Annotated in this window: 11 protein-coding genes, 1 other RNA gene and 1 pseudogene; 10 read left to right on the top strand and 3 right to left on the bottom strand. The window is 64.7% G+C overall.

All coding sequences use genetic code 11. The annotated features are described in order from the left end of the window. Window positions 1-54: 54 nt before the first annotated feature. Both IEG05_RS23625 and ffs read right to left on the bottom strand, forming a co-directional pair. Window positions 55-123 (bottom strand): annotated as a pseudogene (locus IEG05_RS23625) (hypothetical protein); the annotation flags it as partial. 142 nt (window positions 124-265) lie between these two features. Next, window positions 266-362, bottom strand: an RNA gene (gene ffs / locus IEG05_RS07165) — signal recognition particle sRNA small type. Between the two features lie 307 nt (window positions 363-669). Here ffs and IEG05_RS07160 point away from each other — a divergent pair. The 3 genes from IEG05_RS07160 to IEG05_RS07150 all read left to right on the top strand — a co-directional run bounded on the left by IEG05_RS07160 (window position 670) and on the right by IEG05_RS07150 (window position 3,301). Continuing rightward, window positions 670-1,656, top strand: coding sequence for an NAD(P)/FAD-dependent oxidoreductase (locus tag IEG05_RS07160; RefSeq protein WP_191121806.1), 987 nt, complete (start codon window positions 670-672; stop codon window positions 1,654-1,656). 101 nt (window positions 1,657-1,757) lie between these two features. Then, window positions 1,758-2,573, top strand: a complete 816-nt coding sequence (locus IEG05_RS07155; protein ID WP_003299513.1) for a motility protein A — start codon at window positions 1,758-1,760, stop codon at window positions 2,571-2,573. Beyond that, entirely contained in the window at window positions 2,570-3,301 is a 732-nt protein-coding gene (locus IEG05_RS07150) for an OmpA/MotB family protein (RefSeq protein WP_046622121.1), read from the top strand. The genes IEG05_RS07155 and IEG05_RS07150 overlap by 4 nt, the downstream gene beginning before the upstream one ends. Window positions 3,302-3,305: 4 nt before the next feature. Here IEG05_RS07150 and IEG05_RS07145 read toward each other — a convergent pair whose 3' ends face one another. After that, window positions 3,306-4,238, bottom strand: a complete 933-nt coding sequence (locus tag IEG05_RS07145; RefSeq protein ID WP_003299516.1) for a ZIP family metal transporter — start codon at window positions 4,236-4,238, stop codon at window positions 3,306-3,308. A gap of 186 nt (window positions 4,239-4,424) precedes the next feature. Here IEG05_RS07145 and IEG05_RS07140 point away from each other — a divergent pair, with 186 nt between their 5' ends. From IEG05_RS07140 to IEG05_RS07110, 7 genes are all read left to right on the top strand, one after another. After that, window positions 4,425-5,609 carry an efflux RND transporter periplasmic adaptor subunit gene (locus IEG05_RS07140; protein ID WP_191121805.1) on the top strand — a complete coding sequence of 395 codons (1,185 nt, stop codon included), beginning with the start codon at window positions 4,425-4,427 and terminating at the stop codon, window positions 5,607-5,609. Between the two features lie 4 nt (window positions 5,610-5,613). Next, window positions 5,614-6,834 carry an ABC transporter permease gene (locus IEG05_RS07135; RefSeq protein WP_191121804.1) on the top strand — a complete coding sequence of 407 codons (1,221 nt, stop codon included), beginning with the start codon at window positions 5,614-5,616 and terminating at the stop codon, window positions 6,832-6,834. Then, the gene (locus IEG05_RS07130; RefSeq protein WP_191121803.1) at window positions 6,827-7,558 is read left to right on the top strand and encodes an ABC transporter ATP-binding protein; all 732 of its coding nucleotides are present in this window, start codon (window positions 6,827-6,829) and stop codon (window positions 7,556-7,558) included. Before IEG05_RS07135 ends, IEG05_RS07130 begins: the two co-directional genes overlap by 8 nt. Window positions 7,559-7,712: 154 nt before the next feature. After that, a complete protein-coding gene (locus IEG05_RS07125; protein WP_191121802.1) occupies window positions 7,713-8,576 on the top strand; it encodes an MBL fold metallo-hydrolase in 864 nt (287 codons plus the stop codon). A 23-nt stretch (window positions 8,577-8,599) separates the two neighbouring features. Further along, window positions 8,600-10,348, top strand: a complete 1,749-nt coding sequence (locus IEG05_RS07120) for a bifunctional protein tyrosine phosphatase family protein/NAD(P)/FAD-dependent oxidoreductase (RefSeq protein WP_191121801.1) — start codon at window positions 8,600-8,602, stop codon at window positions 10,346-10,348. Then, window positions 10,345-12,123, top strand: coding sequence for a SulP family inorganic anion transporter (locus tag IEG05_RS07115; protein WP_191121800.1), 1,779 nt, complete (start codon window positions 10,345-10,347; stop codon window positions 12,121-12,123). Before IEG05_RS07120 ends, IEG05_RS07115 begins: the two co-directional genes overlap by 4 nt. Next, window positions 12,120-12,500, top strand: coding sequence for a rhodanese-like domain-containing protein (locus tag IEG05_RS07110; protein ID WP_014820814.1), 381 nt, complete (start codon window positions 12,120-12,122; stop codon window positions 12,498-12,500). Before IEG05_RS07115 ends, IEG05_RS07110 begins: the two co-directional genes overlap by 4 nt. Window positions 12,501-12,540 lie beyond the last annotated feature (40 nt).

Raw genomic sequence — 12,540 nt, 5'->3', positions numbered from 1 at the left:
GTAGAGCTGCTGAACCTGCAGGAGCAATTCGCGCCCACGGATCAGCGCTTCGCGCTTGCAGCGTGTCTGCAGTGAACGGCGGATCTCGGAACAAGGGAAAAGCGGACGCAGAACTCCAGGCACCACGATTCTGAAATAGAAGATCGAGTGTCGGGATAACCAGAGGTAAGAAGGTACAGAAGACACGGTGGATCACCCTATGGATCACTGGCGTGATCAGAGCGAAAAACCGTTAGAAATCAAGGAGATACGTTATGGAGGTGAACCCTACCAGCCACACCCCGGCACACAATGTCACCGCTGCGGCTGCTCCCTTCCGGGCCTGACCGGGTTCACGGCTGATCGTTGCGAGGGGACCGGCAGGGCCCACCATAACGAAACCCGCCTGGCGGCGAGCGGCGCCATTGTACCGGCTTATCAGCAACTTACAACCACAGACTGCTGCCGGGCCTGCGGCAGGCCAATTGCATCCTCTTCTATGCAGCGCCAGCAACCCGCTCAATGGATTGAACCGGCGAGCGGTATGCGCATTGCGTCGAAAGCCTCTAGCCAAAGACCAACGTCTGTCCGAGGATGGGCAGGCTCAAGCGCTATCGAACGCTTGTCATGAAACCATGCTGTGCAGCGATTTTCACTGCGCGGCTGATGGCAACAGCACACGAGGTAATCATGAGCAAGGCTCCAATCGCCATCATCGGAACCGGGATCGCGGGGCTTTCCGCTGCGCGGACCCTCCACGATGCCGGGCAGGCAGTACATCTGTTCGACAAGAGCCGCGGCAGCGGCGGCCGCATGGCCAGCAAACGCAGCGACGCGGGCTCGCTCGACCTGGGCGCGCAGTACTTCACCGCCCGCGATCGTCGCTTTGGCGAAACCGTCCGCCAGTGGCAGAACGAAGGCTGGGTCGATCAATGGTCACCCAGCATGTATCAGTCTCATGATGGTCAACTGAAACCATCTGCCGACGAGCAAGTACGCTGGGTCGGCACGCCGACGATGAGCTCGATCACCCGCGGGTTGCTCGGCGACATGCCCGTCAACTTCAGTTGCCGCATCACCGAAGTGTTTCGCGGCGAACAATTCTGGACGCTGGTCGACGCCAGCGGGGTCAGCCACGGGCCGTTCAGCCAGGTGGTGATCGCCGTTCCGGCGCCGCAGGCGGCTGCGCTGCTCTCCAGCGCACCCAAGCTCGCCGCCGTCGCCGCCAGCGTAGCCATGGAGCCCACCTGGGCGGTCGCGCTGGGCTTCGCGACTCCGTTGAACACCATGCTGGAAGGCTGCTTCGTTCGCGACGATGCGCTGGACTGGATCGCTCGCAACCGCAGCAAGCCCGGCCGCAACGGCGAGCTGGATACCTGGGTTTTGCACGGCACCAGCAGCTGGAGCCGACAGCACCTCGACCTGCCCAAGGAGGCGGTGATCGAGCGCTTGCATGGCGCATTCGCCGAGCTGATCGATTGTGTGGTGCCGGCCCCGGAGTTCACCTTGGCCCATCGCTGGCTGTATGCCCGCCCGGCCCAGGCCCACGAATGGAATGCCCTGGCCGACGCCGGCTTGGGTCTTTACGCCTGCGGCGACTGGTGCCTGTCCGGCCGAGTGGAAGGCGCCTGGCTTAGCGGCCAGGAAGCGGCGCGCCGGCTGCTTGAGAATCTGTAGAGCGGCTGCCAGCGGCTGATCTGACCCAGGTCAGCCGTACGCGCAAGGCCAGCTGCTATGATCGCGCGCTTTCTGCACTGCCCCCCTTCAGCGGAGTTCCGATGAATCCCTCCACCCTGATCGGCATCGTCGCGAGCATCGGACTGCTCGCCGTCGTCATGCTCTTCGCCGCCAAAGAACCCGCGCTTTTCATCGACCTGCCAAGCCTCGGCATCGTACTAGTCGGCACCCTGGCGGCGACCTTTATCAGCTATCCGTTGCGCGAAGTCACCCGAGTGTTCGGGCTGATCTGGACCGTGATGCGCAACGAGCGCCTGTACACCCGGCAGGATCTCGATGAGCTGGTGCAGATCTCGCGACTGTGGATCAGCGGTGACCTACCTGCGGTGGAAAAAGCGGTCGAGCAGGTCAGCAATCCCTTTCTGCGCACCGGCGTGCAGCTGGTGATCGACAACACCCCGGAAGAAGACATCCTGGAACTTCTGCAATGGCGCATCGCCCGACTGCGCGCCCGGGAGAATGCCGAGGCACAGCTGTTCCGGGCGATGTCCAACTATGCGCCGGCGTTCGGCATGATCGGCACGCTGGTCGGGCTGATCAACCTGATGTTCATGCTCGGTAGCGGCAATATGGACCTGATCGGCCGCAGCCTCGCGGTCGCGCTGATGACGACCTTCTACGGCGTGCTGCTGGCCAACCTGATCCTCAAACCAGTGGCCGTGAAGCTCGAACGGCGTACCGAGCAACGCGTGGCGCTGATGAATCTGGTGATGCAGGGCATCTCGATGATGTGCAATCGCCGCAGCCCGGCCTACATGCGCGAAACGCTCAAGTCGTTCATCGCCCACCACGACGACGAAATTCGCGACGGCAGCCCCGCCGCACCGCGCAGCGCGCCGCAGGACGAACGCACGTGAACGGCCAGGCATCGCAGGGCAGCCGCTTCTCCCGCTGGCATATCGAGCCGCAGCGAGAGGAAGAGCAGGAAGCCTGGCTGATCACCTACCTGGACATGCTCACCCTGCTGTTGGTGATGCTGGTGATCATGCTGGCGCTGGCCGGCAAGGGCGAAGGCCAGCAGAGCGAGCCAGCGATGGTAGAAGCCACGCAGCAGGCGGCTGGCGATCAGCTGGTAGCACTGCAGCCAAGCGCTTCACCCATACCATCGATCGTGCCGCTACCGGCGCCGGCGGCTGATACGCAGCAGGACGACACGAGCGAAGCGAAGCCCGATCTGGCGCTGGGCGACGACATCGAGGTCATCGTCAACGATGGCAGCATCAGCTTTCGAATCAGCAGCGAAATTCTGTTCGGCTCAGGGCGGGCGGAGCTGGAAGACGCCGGGCTGGATGTGATCGACCGATTGGTCCCGACCCTCGCCGCAGGCGGTCATCGGATCATCGTCGAGGGCCATACCGACAATCTGCCCATCCAGACCGAGCGCTTCCCGTCCAACTGGGAGCTTTCCGCCAGCCGCGCCAGCAGCGTGGTGCGCTACCTGCAGCTGGCCGGCATCGAATCGACGCGGCTGAGCGCAACCGGCTACGCCGACACGCGACCGCTCGCCGACAACGGCGACGAACAGGGTCGCGCCAGCAACCGCCGCGTCGAGCTGATCATGCAGACCGAGGCGGACAAGCCCTGACGCTTCAGCCCAGCGCGGTATCGAGGAACATCATCACCGCGAAGCCCACCATGAGGCCCAGCGTGGCGGGCGTCTGATGGCCGTTGCGGTGGGTTTCCGGGATCACCTCGTGGGATACCACGAAGATCATTGCCCCCGCGGCCAGGCCGAGGCTGATGGGATAGGCGATGGCGAAGCCGCTGGACATGCCGATACCCACCAACGCGCCGATCGGCTCCATCAGCCCGGATGCCGCGGCGACCAACACCGAACCCAGCGCCGACAACCCGGTGGTGCGCAACGCCAGCGCGACGGCCAGGCCCTCGGGAATGTCCTGAATGGAGATCGCCGTGGTCAGCGGCAGGCCAACGCTCAGGTCGCCATTGGCGAAGCTCACACCGATGGCCATGCCTTCGGGAATGTTGTGCAGCGCAATGGCGAGCACAAACAGCCAGACCCTGTTCAGGCGTTCGCACTCGGGACCACAGGGGCCAGTGCTTTCATGCTCGTGCGGCGTGAAGTAATCCAGACCGAGCATGAGCAACACGCCAAGACCCAGGCCGACCACCACCGTCAGCGCCGCAGCCGGGCCGTTACCGAACAATTCACGCCCCGCTTCCAGCCCCGGAAGGATCAGGGAGAAAGCGCTCGCAGCGAGCATCATGCCGGCGGCAAAGCCAAGCATGCTGTCCTGGGTGCGGGTAGAAATGTCACGCAGGCCGATCGCCAGAAACGCGCCGACCGCCGTCGCTACGAAACCGGCGCTGCCGCCCAACAGCGCGTAGCGAACGTTGCCCGCCTCGCTGCTCTGCAAAGCGTTGGCGGTACCCGCCACTAGCAGTAACAGCACCGCCACTGCAGTTGCCGCAAGACCGAAGGTGATCCAGGGGTTGGCTTGCGCCTGTGCGAGCCAGGCAGCGCGCAGAGTGGCCGCCGGGCTTTGAACGGTGGACGCCATGATTTCAGAATCCTCGATGCGGGCGGCCAGTGTACTCCGCCACGCCCTGCTCCAGAGCCTATGGTCACGATAGCCGCAGACCATCGCCCGACCTGCGCGCAACGCCCGCGTTGTACCCCCACGGGTATGACCGTAAGCTTGGCGGGTTCGATGGCCCGGAGGGGCCGCATTAAGGAGTGGTCCGTCGTGCCCGCCGCAAAAACCATTCGTCGCGCGCTTTTGCTGATCATCCCGGTCCTGCTGCTGGCCGGCTGGATGATCTGGCGCCAGCTTCAAGGGCCGGAATTGCCCGGCTATCGCCTGGAAACACGCCCACTGGTGCAACGCGTGGTCGCCAGCGGCGAGGTGGACAGCCAGTCGCTGGCGCAGGTCGGCAGCGAAATCACCGGCGTTGTCGCCGTGCGCCATGTGCGCGAGGGCGATGCGGTAAAGGCTGGCGATCTGTTGCTGGAGCTGCGCGACGACGAGCAGCGCGCCCGCCTGCGCGAGGCGGAAGCGGCCCTGCAGCAGCTGATTGATTCCAGCCGCCCCCAAGCACAGGCCACCCTGCGCGAGGCACAGAACAACCTCGAACAGGCCGATCGCGAACTCCAGCGCCGGGAGACACTGTTCGAACGCAAGCTCCTGGCCTCCGAGGCCCTTGAGCAGGCTCGCCGCGCAACGCTGACTGCCCGTGTGGTCCGCGACCGCGCCCGTTTCGCTGCCGCGGCCGTGGGCGAAGGCGGCAGCGAGGAACAGGTCCTGCGTCAGCGCCTGGAAGCGGCGCGCGCGAACCTGGCGAAAGCCCGCATCCACGCCCAAGTCGACGGCATCGTGCAGACGCGCGAAGTCGAACCCGGCGACCTGGTACAGCCCGGCCGCACCCTGCTGACGATTGCCCGCTCCGGCAGTAGCGAAATCCTGCTGCCTCTGGACGAAAAGAATCTGGCCCCGATCGAACTGGGCCAGGCCGCCAGGATCATCGCCGATGCCTACCCGGATCGAGTGCTGCCGGCACGCGTCAGCTTCATCGCGCCGAGCGTCGATACCGCCCGTGGGACCATCGATGTCCATCTCGACCTGCTGGAGCCAGCCGACTTCCTGCGTCAGGGCATGACCGTCTCGGTGAACATCGAGACCGGCCGACGCGAGCAAGCCCTGGTATTGCCCAACGATGCGCTGCGCGCCCGCGACGGAACACGCGCCCAGGTATTGCGCGTCAATGACGGCGTGGTGGAGCGGGTCGGCGTGCGTCTGGGGATGCTCGGCACCGCGCTGAGCGAAGTCAGTGAAGGGCTGGCGGCAGGTGATCTGGTGTTAATCGGCGACGCCGAGGAAGGCCAGCGCGTACGCGTGCGTGAGCAAACGATTCCAACCGGCATTCAGGACTGACTGCATGCGCCTGGCCGACTCGCTGTGGACCGAATGGAAGATCGCCCTGCGCTTCTTGCTGGACAACCGCATGCAGACGTTGCTGATCATGTTCGGTATCGCCGTCGGCTCGGCGGTGATCGTGTTCATCACGGCGCTGATCACCGGCCTGCAGGCCAATGTGGTCGAGCGCACCCTGGGCACCCAGGCGCATATCCGCATCCTGCCGCCGGACGAGGTCAACCGCCTTCTGCCCGCCGATGACCACAGCTGGCCGCTGGTGCTGGAGAGCCCGCGGGCCCAGCGCCTGCGCTCGATCATCAACTGGCAGGACGTACGCGACGTACTCGACCAGGACGCACAGATCCTCGCGGTGTCGCCGGTGATCAGCGGCCCGGCCATCGCCCTACGCGGCGTGGCCCGCGCCTCGGTGGCGCTGCTCGGCATCGACCCGCCGCGCTATCAGCGCATCATCCCGCTGGCAGACGACCTGATCGCCGGGCAGTTCACCGTGGGCGCCGGCCATGCGGTTATCGGCAAGGAACTGGCACGCGACCTCGGCCTGGGCATCGGCGACAAGCTGCGTTTGGACGCCGGCGAAGGCCGCGAGGCAGTCGTCGATATCGCCGGTATCTTCGAGCTGGGCGTACGCGAGCTGGATGCGCGCTACGTGTACCTGGACCTGAAACAGGCGCAGACACTGCTCGACCTGCCCGGCGGCGTCACGGTGATCGATACCACGGTCGCCGAGATCTTCGAGGCCGATCAGGTCGCCGAGCGCCTCGCGCGCCTCACCGGGCTGCGCGCCGAAAGCTGGATGGAAACCAATGGGCAACTGCTCAACGCGCTCGCCTCGCAGAGCATGACCACGGAGATGATCCGTGTATTCGTCGGTATCTCCGTGGCCTTTGGCATCGCCAGCGTGCTCGCCGTGAGCGTCGTCCAGCGCACCCGCGAGATCGGCATCCTGCGCGCCATGGGCAGCCCGCGCGGGCAGATCCTGCGCGTGTTCCTGCTGCAGGGCGGGCTGCTCGGGCTGCTCGGTTCGGCCTGCGGCGGAGGCGTCGGCTGGGGCCTGGTGCAGGTTTTCAATCTGTTTGGCCCGCGGCTATTCACCATTCCGGTCGATCCGACACTGGTGCCGCTGGCCATGCTGGTAGCGACAATCACCGGCGTGCTGGCGGCGGCGATGCCGGCGCGGCGTGCGGCGCGCTACGACCCTGCGGTGGCGATTCGATATGTCTGAAACCCTGCCAGCCAGCCCGGCCAATGAGGTCCTGCGCCTGGAACAGGTACGCAAGGCCTTCAACATAGGCACACCACTGGAAACCGAGGTGTTGCACGGTATCGACCTGCGTCTGAGCCGCGGCGAGCTGGCCGCGCTGATCGGCCCGTCCGGCTCAGGTAAGAGCACGCTGCTGAACCTGATCGGCCTGCTCGATACGCCCAGCTCCGGCGAACTGTACGTGCTCGGCCAGGCGACACGCGACAGCGACGATGAAGCGCGCACGCACCTGCGCAACCAGGCAATCGGCTTCGTGTTCCAGTTTCACCACCTGATTTCGGCATTCAGCGTGCTGGAGAACGTGCTGATGCCGCTGATGATTCGTCACGGCAAGCCGTCACACGCGGATATCGACCTGGCTCGCGGCCTGCTCGACGAAGTCGGACTGGCGCAGTTCGCCGACAAGAAGCCGACGCAGATCTCCGGCGGCCAGCAGCAACGAGTTGCAATCGCCCGGGCGCTGGTGACCCGCCCGCCTCTGTTGCTGGCCGACGAGCCGACCGGCAACCTCGACACCCGCACAGCGCAAAGCGTGTTCGAGCTATTTCATCGCATCAATGCCCAGTTCGGCTGCGCAATACTGGTGGTGACCCATGATCCACGGCTTGCGGCCGATTGCGGGCGGACCATACAGCTGGTCGATGGCCATATCGTCAGTGACGCTGCCAATCCGCCCAGTCGCTGACCCGACAGCCGCTGCGCCCCTTCCATAGCGGGTCGCGGCGAATGTCCCGCCACCAGCTAATAACTATTAAGTCTAAGCATATAACCTAAATCAGGGCTAACATCACTCCACATACATACCCCCACCGGTATTAATCTTGGAGAGGAGCGCGCCCATGAATGCCCATATCGAACCCTTCTTCGATCCCGCGACTTTCACCTACAGCTACGTGGTCAGCGATCCGCAGACACGCCAATGCGCGGTGATCGATTCGGTGCTGGACTACGATCCGGCATCCGGCCGTACCTCCCATGCTACCGCCCAGCGTCTGGTCGACTATGTATGCGAGCAGGACCTCAAGGTGCAGTGGCTGCTGGAAACCCACGTGCACGCCGACCATCTGAGCGCCGCGCCGTACCTCAGGCAGCAACTAGGTGGTCAGCTGGCGATCGGTGATCGCATCACCGTGGTGCAGGACACCTTCGGCAAGCTGTTCAACGCCGGTACCGGCTTTGCGACCGATGGCCGCCAGTTCGACCACCTGTTCCACGATGGCGATACCTTCCAGGTCGGCAACATCCAGGCGCGCGCCATCCATACCCCGGGCCACACCCCGGCCTGCATGACCTATGTCATCGGTGATGCGGCGTTCGTCGGCGACACGCTGTTCATGCCCGATTACGGCACTGCCCGTTGCGATTTCCCGGGCGGCGACGCGCGCACGCTGTACCAGTCCATCCAGAAGCTGTTCGCCCTGCCGGGCGACACACGGGTATTCATGTGCCACGACTACAAGGCGCCCGGCCGTGAAGAGTTCCTCCATGAAACGACCATCGCCGCCGAACGCGAACACAACGTGCACGTGCACGCCGGCATCAGCGAGGACCAGTTCGTCTCCATGCGCACGGCACGGGATGCCACGCTGGGCATGCCTACGCTGATCCTGCCCTCTGTGCAGATCAACATGCGCGGCGGCGAGCTGCCCGAGCCGGAAAGCAACGGCACGCGCTACCTGAAGATCCCCCTGGACGTGCTGTAGCCCCAAGCGTGGAGGACGTCGACATGCAAACAATAAAACGACTGACCCCTTTCATCTCCGTCGCTGCCCAGTTGCAACCGGCGGACATGGTGCTGCTGGCCGGCAGCGGATTTCGCTGCGTCATCAATAACCGCCCGGACAACGAGGGCGAAGGCCAGCCGTCCAGCGAGGTCATGCGCACCGCCGCAGAGGCGTCCGGCCTTGAGTATCACCATCTACCGGTCGTATCCGGGCAGATCACTGATGCCGACGTCGCGGCCTTCCGAGCGCTACTGGCGCGGATCAAGGGGCCAGCACTGGCGTTCTGTCGCACTGGGACACGCTCGGCTTCGCTCTGGGCACTGGTCGAGGCCCATCACCTCGACCCGCAGGTGCTGCTGCAGACAGCCCAGCAAGCCAGTTACGACCTCAGCGGCCTGCTGCCACGCATGCAGGGTTACTGGCAGTCGACAACCGATCTGCCGCTGCCGGGCGCTTCGAAATTCGCCATCACGCCGCGCTACGACGTCTTGGTGATTGGCGGCGGCGCGGCCGGCTGTGCCGTGACAGCCAGTTTGCTCAAGCGCGACCCCGAACTGCGCGTCGCGATCATCGAACCCCGTGAACAGCACTACTATCAGCCAGGCTGGACACTGGTAGGCGCCGGCGTGTTCGACCGCGCCGCCACCGAGCGCGCGATGAGTCGCTGCATTCCGTCCAAGGCGCAATGGATCCGCGCGGCTGCCGAAGCCTTCGAGCCGGAGCACCAGCAAGTGGTGCTCGAAGACGGCAGTCGCATCGGCTACCGGGCGCTGGTGGTCTGCCCAGGCCTGAGCCTCGACTGGGACGCCATCGAAGGCGCCCGCGACAGCCTCGGCAAGTTCGGGGTGACCTCGAATTATGCCTTCGAACTGGCGCCCTACACCTGGCAACTGGTGCAGAACCTGCGCGGCGGCAAGGCGCTATTCACCCAGCCACCCATGCCGATCAAGTGCGCCGGCGCACCGCAGAAGGCGATGTACCTGTCCTGCGATCACTGGCGCCAGCAAGGCGTGCTGAAGGATATCGAAGTCGACTTCTGTTCGGCTGGCGCGGTCCTGTTCGGCGTCGCAGACTTCGTGCCCGCGCTGATGCAGTACGTCGAGCGCTACGGCGCGCGACTGAACTTCAACCACAATCTGGTGGCTGTCGACGGACCGGCGCGCAAGGCCTGGTTCAAGGTGACCGACAGCGCCGGGCAAAGTACCACGGTGGAGCGTGAGTTCGATCTGCTGCACATGGTGCCACCGCAGCACGCACCGGACTTCATTCGCCACAGCGCCCTGGCCAACGCCGACGGCTGGTTCGAGGCCGAGCACGAGACGCTGCGACATCCGCGCTTCGGCAACGTCTTCAGCCTCGGCGATGTGTGTTCCGCGCCCAACGCCAAGACCGCAGCAGCGGTGCGCAAACAGGCACCGGTGGTCGCCGAAAACGTGCTGAGTGTGCTCAAGGGCAGCGGCCCGCGGGCGATCTACGATGGTTACGGCTCCTGCCCGCTGACCGTCGAGCACGGCAAGGTGATCCTCGCCGAGTTCGGCTATGGCGGAAAGCTGCTGCCGACGTTCCCGCTCGACCCGAAAGTGCCGCGCCGCCTGGCCTGGAAGCTGAAGACCCAATGGATGCCGTCGATCTACTTCGAGATGATGCTCAAGGGCCATGAATGGCTGGCCGAGCCGAAGCATCTGGACTTCGAACCGCGCCCGGCCGAGGCACCCGACGCTTGCGACTTCACCCAGGAGAAGAAGGGATGAAGCAGCGCTTGGCCCGCTACATGCCCATATTAGAGTGGGTCAGGCACTATGATCGCGCGGCCGCGGCCAAGGACAGCCTTGCCGCGCTGATCGTAACACTGATGCTGATCCCACAGAGCCTCGCCTACGCCATGCTCGCCGGCCTGCCGCCAGTGACCGGCCTGTACGCCAGCATGCTGCCGCTGATCGCCTATACCCTGTTCGGCACCAGTCGCACCCTGGCAGTCGGCCCGGTGGCAGTGGTATCGCTGATGACTGCGGCCGCCTTGGGACCGTTGTTCGCCCCGGGTAGCGCGGAATATGCGGGCGCGGCCATGCTGCTGGCGCTGCTCTCCGGCGCGGTGCTGCTGCTCATGGCCATGCTGCGCCTGGGCTTTCTGGCGAATTTCCTCAGCCATCCGGTGATTTCCGGCTTCATCAGCGCTTCGGGCATCCTCATCGCTCTCGGCCAGCTCAAGCACATCCTCGGCATCTCAACCGGAGGTGAAAACGCCGTGGAGCTGATTTGGGGCCTGCTCGGAACACTGTCGCAAATGCATCTGCCGACGTTCATCGTCGGCACGACGAGCCTGCTATTTCTCTACCTGGTGCGCAGCCGCCTCTCCACTTGGCTGCAGCGTTTGGGTATGAGTCCGCATATCGCCGGCACGCTGAGCAAGATCGGGCCGGTCGCCGCCTTGCTGCTGGCAATAGCGGCGGTCAGCGTCTTTCAGCTCGCCGATGCCGGCGTGCGGGTAGTCGGTGCGGTGCCTGGCGGCCTACCCAGCATGAGCCTGCCAACGCTGGATATGACGCTAGCACTGCAACTGTTGCCTGCGGCGGTGCTGATCAGCCTGGTCGGCTTCGTCGAGTCGGTTTCCGTGGCGCAGACCCTGGCGGCCAAGCGCCGCGAACGCATCGAGCCTAACCAGGAACTGATCGCGCTTGGCGGCGCCAATGTCGCCGCGGCCCTCAGTGGTGGCTTTCCGGTAACCGGCGGCTTCGCCCGCTCGGTGGTCAACTTCGATGCTGGCGCACAGACGCCGCTGGCTGGTGCGCTGACCGCAGTGGGCATCGGCCTCACTGTGCTGCTGTTCACGCCACTGTTCCGCAATCTGCCACACGCGGTACTGGCCGCGACGATCATTGTCGCTGTGCTCAGCCTGGTGGACCTCTCCGCCCTGCGCCGCACCTGGCGCTACTCCCGACAGGACGCCGCGGCCATGGCTGCCACCATGCTCGGTGTGCTGCTGATCGGCGTGGAGAGCGGCATCCTGCTCGGTGTCGGCCTATCGCTGTTGCTGTTTCTCTGGCGCACCAGCCAGCCGCATATTGCCGTGGTCGGCCAGCTGCCGGGTAGCGAACATTTTCGCAACATCGAGCGCTTCGCCGTAATACAGAGCCCGAGGGTGCTCTCGGTGCGCGTCGACGAGAGCCTGTATTTCCCCAATGCGCGCTTCCTCGAAGACCGCGTCGCCGAGCTGATCGGGCGCTATCCGCAGGCCGAGCACCTGGTGCTGATGTGTCCAGGCGTGAACCTGATCGACGCCAGCGCCCTGGAGAGTCTTGAGGCCATCACGGCCCGCCTGCACACCGCAGGCATCCAGCTCCATCTTTCCGAGGTCAAGGGGCCGGTCATGGACCGATTACGGAACACTGATTTCATCGCTCATTTGGGCGGTCAGGTTTTCATCAGCCAGTACGAAGCGCTGCTCGCACTGGACCCGGACACCACCCACCATGCCCGTGAACGGCAGCGTGAATGTTTTGGCAACATCAAGGAGAACGCAGGATGAAGAACGCACATGACCTCGTCGAACTGGCCCGGGCCCACGTACAGGAAGTCGCAGTCGCGGATGCCGACGCCGCGATCCAGGCAGCGGACGTGCTGATCGACGTGCGCGAGGCGGATGAGTTTCGTGAGGGCCATATCGCCGGCGCCCTCAACATTCCGCGGGGGCTGCTGGAGTTCAAGCTCAGCGGCACACCGGAACTCGCCGCGCGCGACATGAACATCGTGCTCTATTGCAAGACCAGCGGTCGCGCCGCACTGTCCGCAGCTGCGCTGCAGGACATGGGCTACCTGCATGTCCAGTCGATCGCCGGCGGGTTCGACGCCTGGGTCGGCGCGAACAAGCCCGTTGTGAAGCCGAGCCTGCCCAGTTTCGAATAGCCGGATCGCAGCGCGCAGACAAAAAAAGGCCGACATCGAT

Source organism: Stutzerimonas kunmingensis (assembly GCF_014764705.1).
Lineage (GTDB): Bacteria > Pseudomonadota > Gammaproteobacteria > Pseudomonadales > Pseudomonadaceae > Stutzerimonas.
Note: the sequence above shows the minus strand (reverse complement) of the source record. Positions and strands in the feature narration are given on the sequence as shown.

Coding starts and splice junctions, on each gene's coding strand:
- IEG05_RS07115 (WP_191121800.1), top strand. CDS start 10,345: ATGAAGCAGCGCTTGGCCCGCTACATGCCCATATTAGAGTGGGTCAGG.
- IEG05_RS07110 (WP_014820814.1), top strand. CDS start 12,120: ATGAAGAACGCACATGACCTCGTCGAACTGGCCCGGGCCCACGTACAG.
- IEG05_RS07145 (WP_003299516.1), bottom strand. CDS start 4,238: ATGGCGTCCACCGTTCAAAGCCCGGCGGCCACTCTGCGCGCTGCCTGG.
- IEG05_RS07125 (WP_191121802.1), top strand. CDS start 7,713: ATGAATGCCCATATCGAACCCTTCTTCGATCCCGCGACTTTCACCTAC.
- IEG05_RS07155 (WP_003299513.1), top strand. CDS start 1,758: ATGAATCCCTCCACCCTGATCGGCATCGTCGCGAGCATCGGACTGCTC.
- IEG05_RS07135 (WP_191121804.1), top strand. CDS start 5,614: ATGCGCCTGGCCGACTCGCTGTGGACCGAATGGAAGATCGCCCTGCGC.
- IEG05_RS07120 (WP_191121801.1), top strand. CDS start 8,600: ATGCAAACAATAAAACGACTGACCCCTTTCATCTCCGTCGCTGCCCAG.
- IEG05_RS07130 (WP_191121803.1), top strand. CDS start 6,827: ATGTCTGAAACCCTGCCAGCCAGCCCGGCCAATGAGGTCCTGCGCCTG.
- IEG05_RS07160 (WP_191121806.1), top strand. CDS start 670: ATGAGCAAGGCTCCAATCGCCATCATCGGAACCGGGATCGCGGGGCTT.